We start from the raw sequence: 21,580 nt of genomic DNA on the forward strand, positions 1-21,580 counted from the left end.
CTGGTCGACCACACCTACCTGTCGCTCGACCACCCGGCGCTCGAGCCGCTGGCCGCCCTGGTCGCGGAGGCGCGCGAGCTCGCCGAGTGGGAGACCGGCCTGCGGGTCAGCCGGCACCAGACCAGCCTGTGGGCCGACCTCGCGGAGCTCGCGGACGAGGCCGAGCCGCCGGACGCCTGGCGCGGGCTGCTGGCCGAGGCGTCCGGCGACGCCCCAGCGCCCGTCCCCGCCCCCGCCGGGCTGCGCGCGGAGCTGCGCCCGTACCAGGCCGAGGGCTTCGCCTGGCTGGCGTTCCTCTGGCGGCACCGGCTCGGCGGGATCCTGGCCGACGACATGGGCCTGGGCAAGACGCTGCAGACCCTGGCCCTGCTCCAGCACGCCGTCGACGAGCGCGCTCCCGGCGAGGTGGCGCGCCCGTTCCTGGTCGTCGCCCCCACGTCGGTCACCCCGAACTGGGTGGCCGAGGCGGCGCGGTTCACCCCGGGGCTCACCGTGCGCCGCGTCGAGGCGACCCAGGCCGCGGGCCGCGCCCCGCTCGCCGAGGTCGCCGCCGGGGCCGACGTCGTCGTCACCTCCTACGCGCTGCTCCGGCTGGACGCCGACGCCTACCGGGCCGTCGGGTGGGCCGGGCTCGTGCTGGACGAGGCGCAGCAGGTCAAGAACCCCGCGTCCCGCGTGCACCGCGCGGCACGCGACCTGGGAGCGCCGTTCGCCGTCGCGCTCACCGGCACGCCGGTCGAGAACTCGCTGACCGAGCTGCACGCCCTGCTCGACCTCGTCGCGCCCGGGCTGCTGCCGCCCGCCGCGACGTTCGCGCTGCAGTACGTCCGGCCGATCGAGGACGCGCACGCCGGCATCGCCACCGGCCCCGGCGCGGGCGACCTGCCCGAGTCGGCGGCCCGGCTGCGCGCCGGCCGGCTCGACCGGCTGCGCCGGCGGATCCGCCCGTTCCTGCTGCGCCGCACCAAGGACCTCGTCGCCGCCGACCTGCCGGAGAAGCAGGAGCAGACGCTGACGGTCGCCCTCGACCCCGCGCACCGCGAGGTCTACGACCGGTACCTCCAGCGCGAGCGGCAGAAGGTGCTCGGCCTCATCGAGGACCTGGACCGGCAGCGGTTCATCGTCTACCGGTCGCTGACCCTGCTGCGGATGCTCGCCCTGGACGCGTCGCTCATCGACCCGGCGCTCGCCGGCACGCCGTCCGCCAAGCTCGACGCGCTGCTGGAGCAGCTGGACGACGTGGTCGCGGAGGGGCACCGCGCGCTGGTGTTCAGCCAGTTCACGTCCTACCTGTCCCGCGCCGCCGACCGGCTCGACGCCGCCGGCGTCCCGTACGTGTACCTGGACGGCTCGACGACCCGGCGCGGCGAGGTGGTGGACGAGTTCCGCGCGGGCGACGCGCCGGTGTTCCTGCTCAGCCTCAAGGCGGGCGGGACCGGGCTCAACCTCACCGAGGCCGACTACGTGTTCCTGCTCGACCCGTGGTGGAACCCGGCGGCCGAGCAGCAGGCCGTCGACCGCGCGCACCGGATCGGGCAGGACCGGCCGGTCATGGTCTACCGGCTGATCGCCGAGGACACGATCGAGGAGAAGGTCGTCGCGCTCCAGGCGCGCAAGGCCGCCCTCGTGGACGCCGTGCTGGACGACGGGGACCTGTTCTCGACCGCGCTCACCGCCGACGACCTGCGCGACCTCCTCGGCTGACCGGCCCGCCGTCCCGCGTTCCCCGCGCCGGGCCACGGCGGCTGTGGTGGAGTGACCCCGTGCTCCACCGATCCGACGACCCCTGGCACGTCCGGCAGTCCCGCCTGGACCTGCACCACCCCGCGGCCGCCGCCTCCGTGCTGACGCTGTCGAACGGCTACCTCGGCGTGCGCGCCGTGCCCGAGCGCCCCGGCCACGGGCTGGGACCCGGCACGCTGCTCGCCACGGTGTACGAGGAGGTGCCGCACACCTACGCCGAGCGGGCGTACGCGTACCCCGACGTCGACGAGGTGCTCGTCCCGGTGGTCGACGCGTGGGCCGTGGGATGGGCCGTCGACGGCGACCCGGTCGACGCCGCGCCCGCGGACGTCCCCGACCCCGGCGTCGCCCGGCACGACGACCGGGTGCTCGACCTGCGCCGCGGCGTCCTCGACCGCGAGGTGCGCTGGACCGCCCCTTCCGGCGCGACGGTCACGCTCAGCACCCGCCGCCTGGTGCCGCTGACCCGGCGCGGCGTGGTCGCGACCCGGTGGCGGGTGCGCGCCGAGGACCCGGTGACGCTCACGGCGCGACCGGTCCCCGGCTGCGGGCACGCCGGCGCCGAGCCCGCGGACGAGCCCGGCGTGCGCACGCTCACCTGCCGGCACGACCCGGAGGGCTCCGCGGTGCACCAGCGGGCCGAGCGGTCCGGCCGCGAGCTCGTCGTGCGCACGGCGCACGAGGTCACCGCGGACGAGGGCGTCGACCCGCGCTGGTCGACCGACGACCCGCACGGCGCCGTCCTCACCGTCGACCTCCGCGCCGGCCAGCAGGTCGAGCTCGTCGTCCTCGCCGCCTACGCCGGCGGAAGTGACCCCGAGGCGCTGCACACCCAGGCCGACGCCGAGCTCCGCGGCGCGCGCGCCGCCGGCTGGTCCGGCCTGCGGCACGAGCAGGAGACCGAGCTCGCCGGGATCTGGGCCCGCGGCGACGTGCAGGTCGAGGGCGACGACGAGCTGCAGCAGGCCGCCCGGTACGCGCTGCTCCAGGTCGTGCAGGCCTCGGCCCAGGCGGACGGCGCCGGCATCCGCGCGAAGGGCCTCGGCGGCACCGGCTACCACGGGCACACCTTCTGGGACTCGGAGTGCTTCGTGCTCCCGGTGCTCGACCACGTGCTCCCCCGCGCCGCCGCCGACCACCTGCGCTGGCGCCGCGGCACCCTCCCGCAGGCCCGCGCCCGGGCGGCCGAGCTCGGGCTGCCCGGCGTCTCGTTCCCGTGGCGGACGATCAGCGGCCGGGAGTGCTCGGGCTACTGGCCGGCCAGCACGGCCGCGTACCACGTCAACGCCGGCATCGGCTGCGCCGCCGCCCGGCACGTGGTCGCCACCGGGGACGAAGTCTTCGACCGGGACGTCGCGGTCGACCTCCTCGTCCCGACCGCCCGCCTGTGGGCCGGCCGCGGCCACCACACCCCCGAGGGGTTCCGGATCGACGGGGTCACGGGCCCGGACGAGTACACGGCGCTCGTCGACAACAACCTGTACACGAACCTCATGGCGCGGGAGAACCTGCGCGCGGCCGCCGACGCCTGCGAGCGGCACCCCGACGTCGCCGCGCGGCTCGGCGTCACCGCCACCGAGCGGGCGGAGTGGCGGCGCGCGGCGGACCGGATGATGGTCCCGCGCTCCGCGGAGCTCGGGATCACCGAGCAGCACGAGGGCTTCACCCGGCAGGCGCCGTGGGACTTCGCGGCCGAGCGGAACGCCCGGTACCCGCTGCAGGAGCACCACCCGTACGCCGAGCTGTACCGGCGCCAGGTGACGAAGCAGGCCGACCTGGTGCTCGCGCTGCACGTCGCCGCCGACGACATCCCGGTCGAGCAGAAGCGGCGCGACTTCGCGTACTACGAGGCGATCACCGTCCGGGACTCGTCGCTGTCCGCGCCGGCCCAGGCCGTGGTCGCGGCCGAGGTCGGGCACCCGGACCTCGCCTACGCGTACGCCCGCGAGTGCGCGCTGATCGACCTGTCGGACCTCCGCGCGGAGACCGGCGAGGGCCTGCACGTCGCGGCGCTCGCCGGGGCGTGGACGGCGCTCGTGGTCGGGCTCGGCGGCCTGCGGCAGCGCGGCGGCACCCTGGACCTGGTCCCGCGGCTGCCCCGTCGGCTCACCCGGGTCTCGTTCACCGTGCTGCAGGGCGGCGCCCGGGCCGAGGTCGACGTCCGGCAGGACCTGGTGACCTACCGGCTGCTGTCCGGGGACGAGCTCCGGCTGACCCACCACGGCGACCCGGTGCACCTGACGACCGCGGCCCCCGAGCAGGAGCGCCCGCAACCGCCCGCGGAGCACCACCCGAGCCCGCCGCAGCCGCCGGGCCGGCACCCGGTGTTCGACGAGACGTGACCGCGGCACGGCCCGGCGCGGCGGCTCAGCGCAGGTACGCCGCCGCGGCCGCGCGGATGGCCTCGCCGGTGCGCTCGAGCGCCGCGGTCCGCACGGTCCACTGCTGCCAGTGCAGCGTGACGTCGACGTGCCGGCCGGGGTCGAGGTCGACCAGGGTCCCGTCGGCCTCCCCCGCGCTCGCGTCGGCGTCGGGCAGCATCCCCCAGCCCAGGCCGAGCCGGACGGCCAGCGTGAAGTCCGCCGACGCGGGCACGTGGTGCCGCGGGGGCAGCGCCGGGTCCGCGCCGCGGCCGCGCAGGTAGCGGTCCTGCAGGTCGTCCTTCCGGTCGAACACCACGAGCGGCGCGGCGGCGAGGGCGGCCGGCGTCGGCCCGTCCGGGAGCAGCGCGGCCGCGCGGTGCGCCGCGACCATCGGCCGGTACCGCAGCACGCCGAGCCGGTGCGACGTGCAGCCCTGCACCGGGCGCGCGGCCGTCGTGATCGCCGCGACCACGGTGCCCTCGCGGAGCAGGTCGGCCGAGTGGTCCTGGTCCTCGCGGTGCAGGTCGAAGACGATGTCGTCCGCCAGCGGCGCCAGCGCCGGCAGCACCCAGGTGCCGAGCGAGTCCGAGTTCACCGCGATCGGCAGCACCGGCCGCCCCGCGGTCGCGCCCGCCGTCACCGCCGCGTGCGCCTCGTCGGACAGCGCGACGACCTGGCGCGCGAGCCGGAGGTACACCTCGCCGGCGTCGGTCACCCCCGCGGGCCGGGTCCGGCGCACCAGCACCTGCCCGACCGCGGTCTCCAGCGCCCGGATGCGCTGGCTCACCGCCGACTGCGTGAGGTGCAGCGCGACGGCGGCGCCCTCGAACGAGCCCTCGTCGACGACGGCGAGCAGGGCGCGGAGCTGCGGGAGGTCGACCTCGGCCATGCGGGGACCCTACCGAGCGCCGCCGGGCCCGCGGGGGCCGGAGGTCCCATCAGCGCGGCTGATGGAACATCAGACGCAGTCGTTGGACTGATGCGGTCCCCGCGTTCTACCGTCGGCGCGTGCCCGCCTCCCTCGCCGCCGCGCTCACCGGCCTCGCCTTCGGCCTCTCGCTCATCGTCGCCATCGGCGCGCAGAACGCGTTCGTGCTCCGCACCGGCCTGCGCCGGACCCACGTGCTCCCGGTCGTCGCGGTGTGCGCGCTGTCGGACGCCGCGCTGATCGCCGCGGGCGTCGGCGGGCTCGGGACGCTGGTGGACCGGCACCCCGCCGTGCTCACCGTGGCGCGGCTGGCCGGGGCGGCGTTCCTGCTCGGCTACGCCGTGGTCGCGGCGCGCCGGGCGCTGCGACCGGGCGCCGTGCTGACGACCGAGGAGGCCGACGCCGCGGCGCCGGCCCGCGCGTGGCCCGTCGTCGCCACCTGCCTCGCGCTGACCTGGCTGAACCCGCACGTGTACCTCGACACCGTGGTGCTGCTCGGCTCGGTGGCCGGCACGCACGGCGAGGACCGGTGGTGGTTCGGCGGCGGCGCGGTCCTCGGCAGCCTGCTGTGGTTCGCCGGGCTCGGGTACGGCGCGCGGCTGCTGCGGCCGCTGTTCGCGCGGCCCGGCGCGTGGCGGGTGCTGGACGGCGCGATCGCGCTCGTGATGCTCGCGATCGCGGCGAGCCTGCTCCTGGGGCTGTGAGGCGGGCGGTCGCCCGTCAGGCGGCCGGCGCCGCCGGCGCCCGCGCGGCCCGGCGCCGGCGCACGAGCGCCGTCACCCCGTAGATGCCCACGACCACCGCGACCAGCCCGGCCGTCGACAGCAGCTGCCCGCGCGCGGACCCGTCGGCCAGCATCAGCACCACGAGCCCGGCCAGCGCCGCGAGCGTCGCCCAGGTCAGCCACGGGTAGCCCCACATCCGCAGCGGCAGCCGCCCCCCGCGCGCCCGGGCCTCGGCCTCGAGCCGCGGCCGCAGCCGGAGCTGCGCCACCGCGACCAGCACCCACACGACCAGCAGCGCCGCGCCGACCGCGTTCAGCAGGATGCCCAGCAGCGTGTCCGGCAGCGCCCAGTTGAGCCCGACGGCGACCACGCCGAACGCGACCGACACCAGCACCGCCACCCAGGGCACGTCGCGGCGGGACACCCGGCGCAGCACCGCGGGGCCGTCGCCGCGGCCCGCCAGCGAGTACGCCATCCGGGACGTCGCGTACACGTTGGCGTTGAACGCCGACAGCAGCGCGACGACGACGACCGCCTCCATCAGCCGCGCGGCGCCGGGCAGCCCGGCGACGTCGAGCACCGCGACGAACGGCCCCTCCTGGAGCACCGGCGCGTCCCACGGCAGGACGAGCACCATGATCGCCACCGAGCCCACGTAGAACAGCAGGATGCGCCACAGGATCGTCCGGGTCGCCCGGCCGACCGCGCGCTGCGGGTCCCGCGCCTCGGCGGCGGCGATCGTCACGATCTCGATGCCGCCGAACGCGAACACCACGACCAGCAGGCCGGCCGCGACGCCGCCGACGCCCGCGGGCGCGAAGCCGCCGTGGCCGAGCAGGTTCGTGGTGCCGACCGGGTCGGTGCCCGGGAGCAGGCCCAGCACGAGCAGCACGCCGAGCACCAGGAACACCACGATCGCGACGACCTTGATCAGCGCGAACCAGAACTCGAGCTCGCCGAACTTGCGCACGCCCGCCAGGTTGGCGGCCGCGAACACGGCGACCACCACCAGCGCGACCGCCCACTGCGGGACGCCCGGCAGCCAGCCGGTGACGATCCGGGACACCCCGGTGACCTCGGCGCCGAGCACCATGATCAGCGTGAACCAGTAGACCCAGCCGAGCGTGAACCCGGCCCACCGGCCCAGCGCGTGCTCCGCGTACACGGAGAACGACCCGCTCGCGGGCAGCGCCGACGCCATCTCGGCCAGCATCCGCATGACCAGGACGACCAGCACGCCGGCGATCGCGTAGGACACCAGGACCGCCGGGCCGGCCGTGGCGATGCCGACGCCGCTGCCGAGGAACAGCCCGGCGCCGATCGCGGAGCCGAGGCCCATCATCGTCAGGTGCCGGGTGCGCAGCCCGTGTCCGAGGTGGTCGCGGGCGGCCGGGTCGGCGCCGGCGGGTGCGGCGGAGGCGGCGGTGGACGGGGCGGGGGTGGCGCGGGGCATGCGGCTTCCTGGTGCGGGGGGCGGCCGCGGTGATCGCGGCCGCCGTCCACCGTAGCGGGCGCGCGGGGTCGTGCCGTCCCGGCGCTACTTCCCGCCGCGCTCCCGCGAGCGCCGCCACCGGACCACCCGCTCGTCGAACCGCCGGTCCACCCGCCGGTCGACCTGCCGGGACAGCTGGCGGGACACCTGCTCGTCGATCTGCGCGCGCAGCTGCCGGCGCTCGGCGCGCAGGAACGCGGTGTGCTCGGCGTGCAGCGACCGGGAGGTCGAGACCACCATGCCGATCATCACGACGCTGAACGGCAGGGCGATGAGGATCGCGGCCGTCTGCAGCGCGGTGAGGCCGCCGGCGAGCAGCAGCGCGATCGCGAGCACGCCGCCCAGCGCCGCCCACACGACGCGCAGCGGGGTGCGCGGGTGCGGGTCGCCGCCGGCCGCGAGCATCGACACCACCAGGGCGCCGGAGTCCGCCGACGTGATGAAGAACAGCGCCACGAGGATGATCGCCCCGATCGACAGCACCGCGCCGCCCGGCAGGCCGGCCAGCAGGTCGAACAGCGCGTTCTCCGGCACGACCTCGCCGTCCGGCCCGACGAGCCCGCCGCCGCCGAACAGCTCGCGGTGGAGCGCGGACCCGCCCAGCACGGAGAACCACAGGAAGCACACGATCGTCGGGACCAGCAGCACGCCGGCGACGAACTGCCGGACGGTCCGGCCGCGGGAGATCCGGGCGATGAACACCCCGACGAACGGGGACCAGGAGATCCACCAGCCCCAGTAGAACGTGGTCCAGGACGCCTGCCACGCCTCGCCCTCCGCGCCGGCGTAGGCCGACACGTTGAACATCAGCGGGATCACCTGGGACAGGTACGTGCCGATCGACTGCACGAACTCGCGGAGCAGGAACAGCGTCGGGCCGAGCACCAGGACGAGCACGAGCAGCACGCCCGCCATCGACACGTTGATGTTCGACAGCCACTTGAGGCCCTTGTCGAGGCCGGAGACCACCGACAGCGTGGCGACGGCGGTGATCGCGATGATGAGGACCACCTGGAGCGTCGTCGAGCTCGTGGCGATGCCCGTGTGCTCCAGGCCGGCGGTGATCTGCAGCACGCCCAGGCCGAGCGAGGTCGCGACGCCGAACACGGTGCCGACGACCGCGGTGACGTCGACGGCGTCGCCGAGCCGGCCGCGGACCCGGTCGCCGAGCAGCGGCTCCAGGGACCACCGGATCGACACCGGCCGGCCCTTGCGGTGCACGGTGTAGGCGATCGACAGCCCGACGACCACGTAGATCGCCCACGCGCTCAGGCCCCAGTGCAGGTACGTCTGCGACATGGCCTGCTGCGCGAGCTGCTCGGGGGTCCCGGTCACGCCGGGCTTCGGGTCGGCGTAGTGGCTGAGCGGCTCGGCGACGCCCCAGAACACCAGGCCGATGCCCATGCCGGTCGCGAACAGCATCGCGAACCACGAGCCCAGCGGGTACTCGGGCTCGTCGTCGTCCTTGCCCAGCGTGATGTCGCCCCACCGGCCGACGCCCAGCCAGACCGCGAACGCGACGAACCCGGCGACCAGCGCCACGTAGTACCAGCCGAACGCGCTGACCACGTTCGACTGCACGGAGCCGATGACGTCGTTCGCCGTGTCCGGGAACAGGATCGTGAAGCCGGAGACCGCGGCCACGACGGCGACGGACCCCCAGAACACGGCGCGGGACGTGCCCCACGGGCCGCGGCCGGCCCCGGGTCGGGGCGCCCGCGCGTCGGGGGTGGTCTCGGTCGTCGGTGTCGCCACGGGGGTCCTCTTCGGTCGGCGGCAGGGCGGCGACCACCCTAGCCAGGGACGTCACCACCCACCACAGGATCGACCCGGGGCTCGCACCGCGCGCGCCGGGGGCTCGACGCGCGCGTGTCGGTGGCCCCGCCTAGCGTGACCGGCATGAGCGACCAGACCCCCGACACCAGCACCGACGCCGCCAAGGACCCGGCCGACTGGGTCACCGGCGACGAGCCGATGACCGGCCCGCAGGACTCCTACCTGCACACCCTCGCCCGCGAGGCCGGCGAGGAGGTCCCGGACGACCTCACCAAGGCGCAGGCGTCCGAGATGATCGACCGGCTCCAGGGCGAGACGGGCCGCGGCGCGAGCTGACCCGGCCGCGCGCCGGTGACGCGCGGGCGGGCCCGCCGGGGTCAGTCGTCCTCGGGCTCGCGCAGCACCGGCCACGCCCCGTCGGACGTGTTCGCGATCACCGTCACCGTGACGCCGGTCGCCGGGTCGTGTCGGGTGCGCGCGGACACGCCGGCGTCGTAGCCCTCCAGGACCAGGTCGCCGGAGTCGAGGCCCAGCCAGAACCCGCGCCCGTACCGCATGCCCTCGTCCTCGACCACTCGCAGCGGCTCGGTGAGCCGGGCCACGGTGGCCGCGGGCACGATCCGGCCGGCGGTGAGCGCCCGCCAGAACGCGGCGAGGTCCGCGGCCGTCGTGGCGAGGCCGCCGTCGCCGCTCCCCCGCACCGGCAGGTGCAGCACGTTCGTCCGCGGGCCGTCGTCGTCGAGGTAGCCGACCGCGAGGTCCGCCGCGGGTTCGTCGGAGCGCGGGAAGCCGGTGCGGGTCATCCCCGCCGGGGCGAGCACCCGGTCCGCGACCAGGTCGGCGAACGGCGCGCCGGCGACCCGCTGCGCGACCACCGCGAGCAGCACGTACCCGGCGTTGTTGTAGGCGAACTGCGCCCCCGGCTCCGACACCTGCGGGTGGGGCGCCAGCATCGGCAGGTACGCCTCGGTGTCGTCCAGCACGTGCGGCGCCAGCGTCAGGACGTAGTCGGTGATCTCGCCGTCGCCGGACTCGTCGAGGTAGTCGCCGATGCCGGACGTGTGACGGAGCAGGTGGTCGACGGTGACCCGGTCGTCGACGAGCGGCAGGTCCGCGCCGAGCACCGGGCGCACCGGGTCGTCCCAGCCCAGCCGGCCCTCCTCGACCAGCGAGGCGATGGTCAGGGCCGTGAACCCCTTGGCGACGCTCGCGACGCCGAACCGGTGGTCGGTCGTCGCGGGCACCCGGCGGGCGCGGTCGGCCCAGCCGTACGCCCGGGCGAACAGCACCTCCTCGGCGCGGGAGACGTGCACGACGCCGCTGAGGCCGGAGGCCTCCGCGCGGGCGTGCAGGGCGGGACCGAGGTCCTCGGGGGCGGTCGTCGGGCGGCGGTGCTCGGCGGTCGTCATGCGGTGACGGTACGGGCGCGGGCCGCCGGGCGGCCAGCGGATATCCCCGCCGGCGGGCGCGCCTCACCACCCCCAGGACGAGTCCGGGTGCTGCTCGGGGCAGGTGTCCGCGCCGTCCGGCAGCTTCTCGAAGTGCCACACCTCGTTGGCGTACGTCTGGCACAGCCCGAAGTCGATCCCGTGCTCCGCGAGCCAGTACGCCCCCTCGGTCGGGCCGACGTCGACCGCCAGGCCCTGCACGTGCGCGGACGACTCCGGCGGCAGCACCCAGCGGTACGCCTCCGGGACCCCGTGCTTCGCGACCGCGTCGTCGACCAGGCGCTGCTGCTCCTCGGCGGTGCGCCTGCCCGACGTGACGCGCAGCTCGACGCCCTCGGCGTCGGCCGCCGCGCGGGCGTCCCGGTACCGGGCGGCGAGGTCGGCGTCGACGCCGTCCAGGCCGTCGTCCAGCGGCGGCGCGCCCGCGTCGTCGCCGGGCGGGGCGCCGGTCGCGCCGGCGTCGGCGGCGTCGGCGGCGTCGGCGGCCGAGGCGGGCGCCGCGGGCAGGGCGCGCGGCTCGGCGCCGGGGCCGCCGGCGGCCGAGCAGCCGGCGAGCGCGAGGGCGAGGAGCGCGACCCCCGCCGCGGCGAGGGCGGCCGGCCGGCCGACACGCGGGCCGGACGTGCGGCCCGGCGGGACGGGGCGGGGGCGGTCGTGTCGGGGCATGGTCCGACGGTGCCGCCCGACCCCGTCCGACCGCGTCGCCCCGCGGGCCGACCGCGCCGAGCCGGCGTCCCACCCCGGTCGGACGCCCGCCTGGTCCCGTCGTCCGACCCCGCGCCGGCGGGCCGCTCCCCCGACCCGCCGGTCCAGGTAGGTGGACCGCGGCCGCCCCGGCGCGGGGCCCGGGCTGCGTAGGTGGCGTGCCCGACCCCCGGCCGCCGACCCGGTGCGAGCCTGTGCGGACGCCGGGCGGAGACCCGGCCGCGGGAGTCGAGGAGGGACCACGTGACGGACGGCAGCACCCCGGACCGGCGACCGGCGACGGCCGACGACGCGGCGCGCACGCTGCGCGCCGACCACGCGCGCACCGCGGCGGCCCGCCGGCTGCTGTCCGCCGTCGGCGCCGAGCCGCTGGCGCGGGTGGTGCGCGTCGTCGGCCGGGCGCTCGGCGCGGAGGCCGCCCAGGTGTCGCTGCTCACCGACACGCGCACGGTCGCGGCGACGACCGCGCCGGCCGCGGTCGGGGCCACCGCGGACCTCGCCGACGCGGTCTGCTCCGTGACCGCCGCCACCGCCGAGCCCCTGGTCGTCGCCGACGCGCGCGAGGACCCCCGGCTCCGCGACCTGCCGCCCGTCGCGGCCGGGCGCGTGCGGTCCTACCTCGGCGTGCCCCTCCTCGACACCGCCGGCCACGTCCTGGGCTCGCTCTGCGTCTACGGCCCCGAGGTGCGCCGGTGGACCAGCACGGACGTGCACGCGCTCCAGGGCCTCGCCGCGACCGCGACCGCCGCGATCGAGGCCGCCGCCGGGGCGGGCGCGCGGGACGCCGACCGGCTCGCGCTGCTGGCCGGCATCAGCGAGGACCTCGCCGCCGCGCACGACGTGCGCGACGCCGTCCGGCTGCTCACCCGGCGCCTGGTGCCCGCGCTCGGCTCGTGGTGCGTGATCACCCTCGTCGACGAGCACGGCGGGCTCGACGACCTGGCGAGCTGGCACGCCGACCCGGACCGCCGCGCCGCGGTCGCCCGGTACGCGGCGCTGCGGCTCCGCGCGCTCACCGACGACTCGATGCTGCACGAGGCGCTGCGCACCGGGCGGCCGGTGGTGGTCCGCGACGGGCGGACCGTGCTGCCCGCGATGGTCGCCGGCGAGGCGCGGGCCGTGCTCGTCGGGCTGGCCCCGGACGCCGCCTACGCGGTGCCCATCCGCGCCGGCGACCGGGTGGTCGGGGTCCTCTCGCTGTACCAGGACCCCGGCGCCGCGGCGCTGACCGCCGACGACGTCGCCACCCTGGTCGAGGTGGCCGACCGCGCGGGCGGGCTGCTCGTCAGCGCCCGGCGGCACGAGCGGCACCGGGAGATCGCCGAGACCCTCCAGCGGGCCCTCCTCCCCGAGCCCGCCCAGCCGCGCGGGGTGCGCGTCGCCGCCCGGTACCGCGCCGCCGCCGTGGCCGCGCAGGTCGGCGGCGACTGGTACGACGTCCTCGACCAGGGCGCGCGCGGCTGCCTGCTGGTGGTGGGCGACGTCATGGGCCACGACACCCTGGCCGCCGCCGCGATGAGCCAGGTCCGCACCCTGCTGCGCGGCATCGCGCACGCCACGGGCGGCACGCCGGCGGCCCTGCTGGCGGAGCTCGACGACGCGATGGCCGGCCTCGGGGAGTCGACGATGGCCACGGCGGTGGTGGTGCGGGTGGCGCCGGCCGGCGACGGCGAGGTCGTCCTGCGCTGGGCCAGCGCCGGCCACCTGCCGCCGCTGCTGGTCACCCCCGACGGCGGGGTCCGGCCGCTGCGCGCCGACCCGGAGCTGGTGCTGGGCTGCGTCCCGGGCACCGCGCGCGCCGGCGCGACCGCGACGGTGCCGCGGGGCTCGCTCCTGCTGCTGCACACCGACGGCCTGGTGGAGCGCCGCGGCGAGGACCTGCGCGCCGGGTGCGCGCGGCTCGCGGCCGTCCTCCGGGAGCGGGTCGCCCGTGCCGGCGGCTCCGCGGCGGTCGACCCGGACCGGCTGCTCGACGAGGTGCTGGACGCGCTGCTCCCGGCGGGCGTCGGGGACGACGACGTGGTGGCGCTGGCGGCGGTGCTGGGCGTCGACCGCATCCCCGATCCGCGCCCGGGGTCGACGGCCGGACAGGCGCACCTGGGCGGACTATAGTGCGCTCAAGCGGAGTATTGTTGGCACCGGTCAGGAGGTGCGTCGTGCTGCTGCAGCACCCGTTCGGCGTGATCACGCCCACCGTCGACGGCGACGTGCTCGCGGTGCTCGCGGGCGCCGAGGCCGCCTTCACCACGGGCGACGTCGCCCGGCTCGTGCCCGACCGGTCGATCGAGGGCATCCGCCGGGCGCTCACCCGGCTCGTCGGCCACGGCGTCGTCGACGCCGAGCAGGTCGGGCGTACGGTGCGGTACCGGCTGAACCGGGAGCACCTCGCGGCCGACGCCGTCGTCGCGGTCGCCCGCCAGCGCTCCACGCTGCTGACCCGCGTCCGCGAACGCCTGGCGGCCTGGCGCCCGCGGCCGGTGCACGCCGCCCTGTTCGGCTCGGCGGCGCGCGGCGACATGCATCTGGGCAGCGACGTCGACCTGTTCCTCGTGCGCCCGGACGACGCTCCCGCCGACCGGTGGGAGGACCAGGTCGACGCGCTGAGCAGGGACGTCACGCGGTGGACCGGGAACGACACCCGCGTGCTGGCGATGACCGAGTCGGAGGTCCGGGCCGGCGCGGCGTCCGGCGACCCGGTCCTCGCGTCGGTCCGTGACGACGGGCTGCCCCTGATCGGGCCCGAGGGGTGGCTCCGCCGCGCGCTCCGCGAGGGCGCGGCGTCGTGACGGCCCGCACCGTGCCGGCCGACGACCGCGTGCGCCGGGGCCGGCTCGCGAAGGCCGAGCAGTTCGCCGACGCTGCGGTGGTGGTCCGCGCCCTCGCCGACGAGGCGTCCGACGTGGCCGACGCCTACGTCACCCTGTGCGTGCACGCGGGCATCGCGGCCGCCGACACCGTGTGCGCCGCCCGGCTCGGGCGCTGCGCGCGGGGCGAGGACCACGGGTCCGCGGTGACGCTGCTCGCGAGCGCGGAGCCGTCCGCGGCCCCGCACCTGCGCGCGCTGCTGGCGATGAAGACCCTCGCGGGGTACAGCCACCAACCCGTCAGCCGGGATCGGGCGGTCCGGGCCGGGCGCGCGATGGACGTGCTGCTCGGGGTCGCGCGCGCGGCCGGATGAGACGACCGGCGGGCAGGCGTCGGCAGCCCGGTCAGCCCCGCACGCGGGTCGCCCAGAACGCCACCGCGCCCGCCGCCGCCACGTTGAGCGAGTCCACCCCGCCGGCCATCGGGATCCGCACGGTCAGGTCCGCCGCGGCGATCGTCGCCGGCTTCAGCCCGTCGCCCTCCGCCCCCAGCACCAGCGCCAGCCGCTCGGGCGGGTCGGCCTCCAGCGCGTCGAGGCTCACCGAGTCGTCGGACAGCGCCAGCGCCGCGGTGACGAACCCGGCCTCGCGCAGCAGGTCGATCCCGCCGGGCCACGGGTCCACCCGGGTCCACGGCACCTGGAACACGGTGCCCATCGACACCCGCACCGACCGCCTATACAGCGGGTCCGCGCACCGCGGGGTCACCAGGACCGCGTCCACGCCGATCGCCGCGGCGGACCGGAACGCCGCGCCGACGTTCGTGTGGTCGACGACGTCCTCCAGCACGGCCACCCGGCGCGCGCCGGCGATGACGTCCGCGACCGGGGGCAGGGGCGGCCGGTGCATGGCCGCGAGCGCCCCCCGGTGCACGTGGAAGCCGGTGATGGCCTCCAGCACCGCGGGCTCCGCCACGTAGACCCGCACGGGCTCGCCGCCGGGGTCGCGCGCCTCCAGCATCGCCGTGAGGTCCGGCAGCCAGCGGGGCGACACCAGCACCGACCGCGGCCGGTGCCCCGCCGCGAGCGCCCGCCCGAGCACTGTCGAGCTCTCCGCGATGTAGAGCCCCTTCTCGGGCTCGTGCCGCGAGCGCAGCGCGACGTCGGTGAGCGCGACGTAGTCGGCGAGCCGCTCGTCGTCGGGGTCGGTCAGGTGGACGATGTCGAGCGCGGGCACGCCCGACATCATCCCCCGTCCGGGCCTCAGGCCAGGAACTCCAGCGCGGCGGCGACCAGCAGGCGGCGGCCGGCGGCGATCGTCGGCTCGTCGAGCGGCGCGAACTGCGCCGTATGGTTGCCCGGCACGGCCGCGGAGAACCCGGACACGTAGCCGTCCGGGAACAGCGCGGGGTCCATGCCGCCCCAGAACCAGAACGCGTACGGCACCGGGTCGCCCGCGTACCGGCCCTTCGGCAGGCCGTACTCGGAGAAGTCCTCGGAGCCCATCAGCGGCTCGGCGGTCCGCACGGCGCCCTCCGGCATGACGGCCCGCTGGGCCGCCATCACCCGGTCGACCACCTCGGCGGTGTTGACCGTGGCCGGCGGGTTCTCCCGCATCGTGAGGGTGGGCGGCTCGGGGCAGCCGGCGGCCTGGGCCTCGGCGCCGACGATCCGCTCGACCGCCGCGACGGCCCGCGCCATCGAGGCGTCCGACCGCGCCCGCAGGTTCACGGTGAAGGTCGCGGTGTCCGGGATGATGTTCGACTTCGTGCCGGCGTGGAAGGTGCCGACCGTGACGACCAGCGGGTCCTCGGGCGACGTCTCGCGGGCCGCGATCGTCTGCAGCCGGGTGATGGCGTACGCCGCGGTGAGGATCGGGTCGACGGTGACGAACGGGCGGGAGCCGTGGCCGCCGCGCCCGTGGATCGTCACGTCGAGGGTCGCCGCCGCGGCCATCAGCAGGCCGCGGGAGTGGTTCGCCACCCCCGCGGGCAGCGGGCCGACGTGCTGGCCGAGCGCCACGTCGGGCTTCGGGAACCGGGTGAACAGCCCGTCGGCGAGCATGGCGCTCGCGCCGGTCGCGGTCTCCTCGGCGGGCTGGCCGACGACGAGCAGCGTGCCGGACCACGCGTCGCGCGCGCCGGCGAGGGCGTCCACCGCCGCGGCGAGCGCCGTCACGTGCATGTCGTGGCCGCAGGCGTGCATGGTCGCGACGGTCTCCCCCGCCGGGTTCACGTCGGTGTGCCGGCTCTGGTACGCCAGGCCGGTCTCCTCGAGCACGGGCAGGCCGTCCATGTCGGCGCGCAGCATGACGACCGGGCCGTCGCCGTTGCGCAGCACGCCGACGACGCCGGTGCCGCCCACGCCCTCGGTGACCTCGAGCCCGGACGCCCGGAGCTCGGCCGCGAGCGCGGCGGCGGTGCGGTGCTCCCGCCCCGACAGCTCGGGGTGCGCGTGCAGGTCGCGGTACAGGTCGCGCCAGTGCGCGTCGCGGGTGTCGGCGGCGTCGAGCAGCCGGGCGGCACGCGTCGGGTCGGCGGTCGGGGCGGTGTCCAGGGCCATGCGGCGGGGTCCCTCCGGGGTCGGTCGGCGTTCCTCGCCGCACCGTACCCCGCGGCCGGACGCGGGGCGGGGCGGCCCGCTCGCGGGGACGCCCGCCCGCACCCGCCGCGCGCGCTCGGGTGCCGGGCACCTGCGCCGCGACCCCCGACCCCTTGCCGCGCCCACCCCGCGGGGGCCACCATCGGCCCATGCGGTACGGGGTCCTGGGGCCTGTGGAGCTCGTGACCGCGGAGGGGGCAGAGCCAGTCCGCGGCTCACGTCAGCGCGCCCTGCTGGCGGTGCTCCTGGCGCACCGGGGCGCGCTCGTCCCCCGGGAGCGCCTGATCGCCGCGCTCTGGCCGGCGGGGCCGCCACCCAGCGCCGAGCACACCCTGCACAGCCACGCGTCGCGGATCCGCGCGCTCGTCGGCGCCGACCTGCGCGCGGTCCCGGGCGGGTACCGGCTCGACCCGCAGGACCTCGACGCGGACCGGTTCGACCGGGCGGTCCGCGCCGTCACCCGCGGCTCCGCCCGCGGCCGGCCGGACGCCGCCCGGGACGCACCCGGCGCCGGCGCCGAGGTGCTCGCGGAGGCGCTCGCTCTGTGGCGCGGCCCGGCGTTCGGGAGCGAGGCCGACCTGCCCGAGGTGCAGGCGGAGGCCGAGCGGCTGGAGACGGCCCGCCGCAGCGCGCACGAGGCGCTCGCCCGCGCGCTGGTCGGCACCGACCCGGAGCGCGCCGCGGAGGCGGCGGAGCGCGCGCTCGACGGCGACCCGTACCGCGAGGGGGCGTGGGCGCTGCTGGTCCGGGCGCGCACCGCCGAGGGCCGGCCCGGCGAGGCGGTCCTCGCGTACCTCCGGGCCGCCGCGGCGCTCGACGAGATCGGGCTGCTGCCGTCGCAGGAGCTGCGCGAGGCGCACGCGGGCGCGCTCGCCGCGGGGCGGCCCGTGGCGCCGGCCGGCGCGCACCGCGGGTCGTCGCGCCCGGGGGCCGGGACCCGGGCCCGGGCCGACGGGCTCGCCCGGCGGGGCGCCGCCGGGACCGGCCCGCGGACCGTGCCGCCTCCGGCGCCGGGCGGCGCACCGGGACCCGCGCCCGCCGCGGCGACCGCCGCTGCCGACGCCCCACCCCGCGCCCGCCCCGCCGCTGCCGGCCCGTCCCCCGCCGGCCCGTCCCCCGCCGCGGCCGCCCGCGACAGCCTCCGCGCCGACGGCCACCCGCCCCCGCCGCTCCCGCGCCCCCGGACCTCGTTCGTCGGCCGCGAGGCCGAGCTGCGCGCCGCCCGCGCCCTGCTGGCGCAGAACGCGCTGGTCACGTTCGTCGGCCCCGGCGGGGTCGGCAAGACGCGGCTCGCCCTGGAGTCGGCGGCCCGCGCGACCGCCCCGCTGGTCCCGCGGTTCGTCGAGCTCGCGGCCGTGCGGGACCCCGCGGCGGTCGCCACGGCGATCGCCCAGGCCCTCGACGCCGACCCCGCGGACCCGCCCGCCCAGGTGCTGGCCCGCGCGGGCACCCGCCCGGCCGTCCTGGTGCTGGACAACTGCGAGCACGTGGCGGGGGCGGTCGCGGAGTGCGTGGACCTGCTGCTGTCCGAGCCCGGCCCGCTCCGGGTGCTGGCGACCAGCCGCACGCCGCTCGGCGTCGCCGGGGAGCACGTGCTGCTCGTCGAGCCCCTGGGCACGGACGGGCCCCGCTCGGCCGCGGCCCGGCTGTTCCGGGACCGGGCGCGGGCCGCCTCCGGCCGGGCGACCGGGCCGGACCCGGCCGCGGCGGACCCGGCGGCGGACCCGGCAGCGGCGGACCCCGGCGCGCCCGACCCCGTCGCCCGCATCGTCGCGCGCCTCGACGGCCTGCCCCTCGCGGTCGAGATGGCCGCCGCCCGCACCGCCACGCTGAGCGTCGCGGACCTCGCCGACCTGCTCGACGCCCGCCTCGACTCCCTGGTGCAGCCGCGCCGCGACGCGCCCGCGCGGCACCGGTCGCTCGCCGCCCTGGTCGGCTGGTCGCGCGAGCTGCTGGGCCGGGACGCCCGCACGGCGCTCGACGGCTGGCCGGTGTTCGCCACCGCGTGCCCGCCCGACCTCGCCGCGCGGGTGCTCGACGTCCCGGCGCGCACCGCCGAGCAGCTGGCGGCGGCGTCGCTGCTCGTGCGGGACGACGCCCGCGGCCGCACCCGGTACCGGATGCTGCAGACCGTGCGCGCCGTGGTCGGCCCGCCGCCGGAGCCGGTGCGCGCCCGGCACGCGGCCGTGCTGCTCGACGTCGCCCGGGACGCGGACCGGGCCCTGCGCGGCCCCGGCGAGCCCGAGGCGCGGGCGCGGCTGACGGCGCTGCTCCCCGACCTCCGGGTGGCGCACGCCTGGGCCGCGACCCACGACCCCGACCTGGCCGTGCGGCTGACCCGCGCCCTGCACCGGCACGCGGTCGACGCGCTGCGCACCGACGTGCTGGCCTGGCCGGTCCCCGGGCGCGAGGACGCGCCGGCGGTGCTCGCGGCGCTCGCGGCCCGGGCGCTGGTGCAGGGCCACCGCGGCGGCGCGGGCCGGCGGGCGCACCACGCCCTCGCCGGCGCCGCGGACGCCGCGGACCGGCTGCACGCGCTCGAGGTGCTGGCCGACCTCGCGCTGTTCGAGGGCCGCACCGACGACGCGGTCGCGCTCGGCGGCCGGATCGCGGCCGAGGCGCAGCACGCCGCCGACCCGCACTACCGGGTCATCGGCCTGACCTACCCGGCGCTCGTGGCGGCCTACCGGGACCGCCCCCTGGCCGCCGACGCCGCGCTGGCGGTGCTGCGCCGCGCCGTGCACCCGGTGCTCGCGGCGCCGTCCGACCGCGCCTGGCTCGCGTTCACCACCGGCGAGGTGCTGGCGCGCACGGACCCGGCCGCGGCCGTCGCGGCGCTCGCGGACGCCCGCGAGCTCGCCGAGTCGGTGGGCGACCGGTACCTGTCGGGCGTCGCGCGCGCGGCCACCGTCGCCGCGGTCGCGCGCCGCCCGGACCCCGCGGGGGCGCTCGACGAGCTGCTGGCGCTCGCTCGCGACTGGGCCCCGGCCGGCGACCGGACCCACCTGCTCACGGCGCTGCGCAACGCCGTCCCGCTGCTGCTCCGCCTGGACCGGCCCGAGGAGGCGGCGCTGCTGCTCGGCGCCGTCACCGCCCCGGACCTGCCCGTGACCTACGGCGTGGAGGCCGACGCGCTGGCCGGCGCGCGGGCCGGGCTCGCCGCGGCGCTCGGTGCGCCGCGGCTGGCGGCGCTGGTCGACGCGGGCGCCGACGACGACCTCGGGGCCGCGGTCGACCGGCTGGCCGCGCCGCCGGCGGGCGCGGGTGCCGCCCGCGGTGGCCCGGCTCCCGCCGGCGCGGCGCGACCGGTGCCCCCCGCGCCCGCCCGGCCGGCGGCGGCCCCCGCGCGGCCGGTCCCCGCGCCGCCCGCCGACGGTGCCCCCGGGCCCGCGCGCCGCGCCGCAGCGGCCGCCGCCCCGCGTCAGCCCCGGAGCCGGTAGAACCGGAACAGGTCGTGCTCGACCGGCAGCACCTCGGTCGCCGCGAACCCCGCGCCGCGCGCGTACCCGGCGAGCGTCGCCGGCCGCATCACCGTGCCGGTGCCCACGCCGCCCGGGTGCGACAGCCCGTCCGGCAGGCACACCCCGAGCGAGAACCCGTAGTACCAGCGGTCGAGCGGCCCGGCGGGCGCGGTGAACTCCTCGGCCACCCGCTCGTCCGCCACCAGCACCCAGCCGTCCGCCGCGACCAGCCGCCGCACCGCCGCGAGCACCCCGACCGGGTCGGCGAGGTCGTGCACGCACTCGAACGCGAGCCCCACGTCGTACCCGCCGGCGGCGTCCCCGGCGAGCGCCGCCGCGTCCGCCGCCACGAACCGGACGCGGTCCTCGACGCCCCGCGCCGCCGCGTGCCGGCGGGCCGCCGCGACCGACGCCGCGTCGAGATCGACGCCCGTGACCTCGACGTCCTCGTACGCCAGCGCCAGGCCGATCGACGACCAGCCCTCGCCGCAGCCGACGTCGACCACCCGGGCGCCCCGGCGCAGCCGGTCGTCGAGGTCGGGCAGCCACGCCGCCAGGACGTCCGCGAGCCCGCCCAGGAAGAACGGCCGGTTCAGCGCCGCCTGGGCCTCGCGCGCGTCGGCGCCCAGCCGCTCCCAGGGCACGCCGCCGCCCGACCGGTACGCGGCGTGCAGCTCGTCCGACACCCGGACGCTGGCCGCGTGCATCCGGCCCAGCGGCGCCAGGTAGGCCGGCGAGTCGGGGTCGGCCAGCACCGCCGCGGCGCCCGGGGTCAGCGCGTACGCCCCGCCCGCCGCGACGACGTAGCCGGCGGCCGCCTGGTGCTCCAGCCACTCGCGGGCGTACCGCGGGTGGGTGGCGGTCCGGGCGGCGAGCTCGTCCGGGGTGCACGGGCCGGACCGGGCGAGCGCGCGGTACCAGCCGAGCCGGTCGCCGGCGTGCACCGCCGCGAGCTCCTGGGCGCCGAGGCTGGCGGCGAACACGCGGTCCGCCACCTCCGCCGTGCTCGGGCCCGCGGGCTCGAGCAGGTCGCCGGGCCGGGCGGCGCCGCGGTCCTGGCTCGCGCCGCCGGTGGCGGTGCCGTCGGCCGCGCGGTCGGCGGGCGGCGCCGTGGCCGTGCGCGCCGCGGGCGTGGTCGTGGACATGCGGTCCCCCTCGCGGGTCGGGCCGCCGGCCGGTCGCCGGCGGGACCCCACCAGGAGGCGCCGCGCCCCTCGCACGCGCCTCGCAGCCCGCTCGCAGCGCCGCACCCGGCGGCGCCGGTCCCGCGGCTCAGCCCTGGTCCGCGCGCAGCGCCCCCGTGGCGCGGAACGTGTCGGCGATCTGCTGGGCCTGGGCCGAGACGAGCCGCCGGTACAGGTCGTAGGCCGCGTCGACCCGGGCGGGCAGGTCCCCGCGGCTGCGGGCGAGCTGCCAGTCGCGCTTCGCCGCCGCGATGTCCGCGTTGGTGATGACCACCCGCGCGTCGTCCTGTTCCGCCATGGGTCAGAGCATGCGTCCGTTTTGCCCGTTATGCGATAGTCCATGGGGGTGAA

Annotated in this window: 17 protein-coding genes; 8 read left to right on the plus strand and 9 right to left on the minus strand. The window is 78.3% G+C overall.

The window, feature by feature from the left end:
- Both VER05_RS07470 and VER05_RS07475 read left to right on the plus strand, forming a co-directional pair.
- Positions 1-1,704 (plus strand): DEAD/DEAH box helicase (locus VER05_RS07470; protein ID WP_324844750.1); only part of this gene is annotated, 1,704 nt, incomplete at its 5' end.
- A 59-nt stretch (positions 1,705-1,763) separates the two neighbouring features.
- A complete protein-coding gene (locus VER05_RS07475; RefSeq protein WP_324844751.1) occupies positions 1,764-4,085 on the plus strand; it encodes a glycoside hydrolase family 65 protein in 2,322 nt (773 codons plus the stop codon).
- 25 nt (positions 4,086-4,110) lie between these two features.
- On the opposite strand, the gene VER05_RS07480 is transcribed toward VER05_RS07475, so the two are convergent.
- The gene (locus VER05_RS07480; protein WP_324844752.1) at positions 4,111-4,995 is read right to left on the minus strand and encodes a LysR family transcriptional regulator ArgP; all 885 of its coding nucleotides are present in this window, start codon (positions 4,993-4,995) and stop codon (positions 4,111-4,113) included.
- A 119-nt stretch (positions 4,996-5,114) separates the two neighbouring features.
- On the opposite strand from VER05_RS07480, the gene VER05_RS07485 reads away from it, so the two are divergent.
- A complete protein-coding gene (locus tag VER05_RS07485; protein ID WP_324844753.1) occupies positions 5,115-5,738 on the plus strand; it encodes a LysE/ArgO family amino acid transporter in 624 nt (207 codons plus the stop codon).
- 16 nt (positions 5,739-5,754) lie between these two features.
- Here the strand turns inward: VER05_RS07485 and VER05_RS07490 are convergent, their stop codons facing one another.
- Both VER05_RS07490 and VER05_RS07495 read right to left on the minus strand, forming a co-directional pair.
- Complete coding sequence (locus tag VER05_RS07490) at positions 5,755-7,212, minus strand: amino acid permease (RefSeq protein WP_324844754.1); 1,458 nt, start codon at positions 7,210-7,212, stop codon at positions 5,755-5,757.
- Positions 7,213-7,296: 84 nt separating this feature from the next.
- On the minus strand, positions 7,297-9,006 hold the full coding sequence (locus VER05_RS07495) for a BCCT family transporter (RefSeq protein ID WP_414647580.1): 1,710 nt from the start codon (positions 9,004-9,006) through the stop codon (positions 7,297-7,299).
- Positions 9,007-9,150: 144 nt separating this feature from the next.
- Between VER05_RS07495 and VER05_RS07500 the strand changes: the two genes are divergently transcribed.
- Positions 9,151-9,363, plus strand: coding sequence for a DUF3072 domain-containing protein (locus VER05_RS07500; protein ID WP_324844755.1), 213 nt, complete (start codon positions 9,151-9,153; stop codon positions 9,361-9,363).
- A gap of 41 nt (positions 9,364-9,404) precedes the next feature.
- On the opposite strand, the gene VER05_RS07505 is transcribed toward VER05_RS07500, so the two are convergent.
- Positions 9,405-10,436 carry a serine hydrolase domain-containing protein gene (locus VER05_RS07505; RefSeq protein ID WP_324844756.1) on the minus strand — a complete coding sequence of 344 codons (1,032 nt, stop codon included), beginning with the start codon at positions 10,434-10,436 and terminating at the stop codon, positions 9,405-9,407.
- A 63-nt stretch (positions 10,437-10,499) separates the two neighbouring features.
- The gene (locus tag VER05_RS07510; protein WP_324844757.1) at positions 10,500-11,141 is read right to left on the minus strand and encodes a M15 family metallopeptidase; all 642 of its coding nucleotides are present in this window, start codon (positions 11,139-11,141) and stop codon (positions 10,500-10,502) included.
- 282 nt (positions 11,142-11,423) lie between these two features.
- Between VER05_RS07510 and VER05_RS07515 the strand changes: the two genes are divergently transcribed.
- The 3 genes from VER05_RS07515 to VER05_RS07525 are packed head-to-tail and all read left to right on the plus strand — an operon-like array spanning position 11,424 to position 14,358.
- The gene (locus VER05_RS07515; RefSeq protein WP_324844758.1) at positions 11,424-13,292 is read left to right on the plus strand and encodes a SpoIIE family protein phosphatase; all 1,869 of its coding nucleotides are present in this window, start codon (positions 11,424-11,426) and stop codon (positions 13,290-13,292) included.
- A gap of 44 nt (positions 13,293-13,336) precedes the next feature.
- On the plus strand, positions 13,337-13,966 hold the full coding sequence (locus VER05_RS07520; protein ID WP_324844759.1) for a nucleotidyltransferase domain-containing protein: 630 nt from the start codon (positions 13,337-13,339) through the stop codon (positions 13,964-13,966).
- Positions 13,963-14,358 (plus strand): hypothetical protein, encoded by a 396-nt coding sequence (locus VER05_RS07525; protein WP_324844760.1) that lies wholly within the window; start codon positions 13,963-13,965, stop codon positions 14,356-14,358. The genes VER05_RS07520 and VER05_RS07525 overlap by 4 nt, the downstream gene beginning before the upstream one ends.
- Before the next feature lie 31 nt (positions 14,359-14,389).
- Here the strand turns inward: VER05_RS07525 and VER05_RS07530 are convergent, their stop codons facing one another.
- Positions 14,390-15,229, minus strand: a complete 840-nt coding sequence (locus VER05_RS07530) for an RNA methyltransferase (protein WP_324844761.1) — start codon at positions 15,227-15,229, stop codon at positions 14,390-14,392.
- A 17-nt stretch (positions 15,230-15,246) separates the two neighbouring features.
- Positions 15,247-16,545, minus strand: coding sequence for an amidohydrolase (locus VER05_RS07535; RefSeq protein WP_324844762.1), 1,299 nt, complete (start codon positions 16,543-16,545; stop codon positions 15,247-15,249).
- A 188-nt stretch (positions 16,546-16,733) separates the two neighbouring features.
- Here VER05_RS07535 and VER05_RS07540 point away from each other — a divergent pair, with 188 nt between their 5' ends.
- Positions 16,734-20,024 carry an AfsR/SARP family transcriptional regulator gene (locus VER05_RS07540; protein WP_324844763.1) on the plus strand — a complete coding sequence of 1,097 codons (3,291 nt, stop codon included), beginning with the start codon at positions 16,734-16,736 and terminating at the stop codon, positions 20,022-20,024.
- Here the strand turns inward: VER05_RS07540 and VER05_RS07545 are convergent.
- Positions 20,006-21,190, minus strand: coding sequence for a class I SAM-dependent methyltransferase (locus tag VER05_RS07545; protein ID WP_324844764.1), 1,185 nt, complete (start codon positions 21,188-21,190; stop codon positions 20,006-20,008). The genes VER05_RS07540 and VER05_RS07545 overlap by 19 nt on opposite strands.
- 127 nt (positions 21,191-21,317) lie before the next feature.
- A complete protein-coding gene (locus VER05_RS07550; RefSeq protein WP_166942434.1) occupies positions 21,318-21,527 on the minus strand; it encodes a hypothetical protein in 210 nt (69 codons plus the stop codon).
- Positions 21,528-21,580 lie beyond the last annotated feature (53 nt).

The sequence above is a fragment of the Cellulomonas sp. genome (assembly GCF_035634735.1).
In the GTDB taxonomy this organism is placed as follows: domain Bacteria; phylum Actinomycetota; class Actinomycetes; order Actinomycetales; family Cellulomonadaceae; genus Cellulomonas.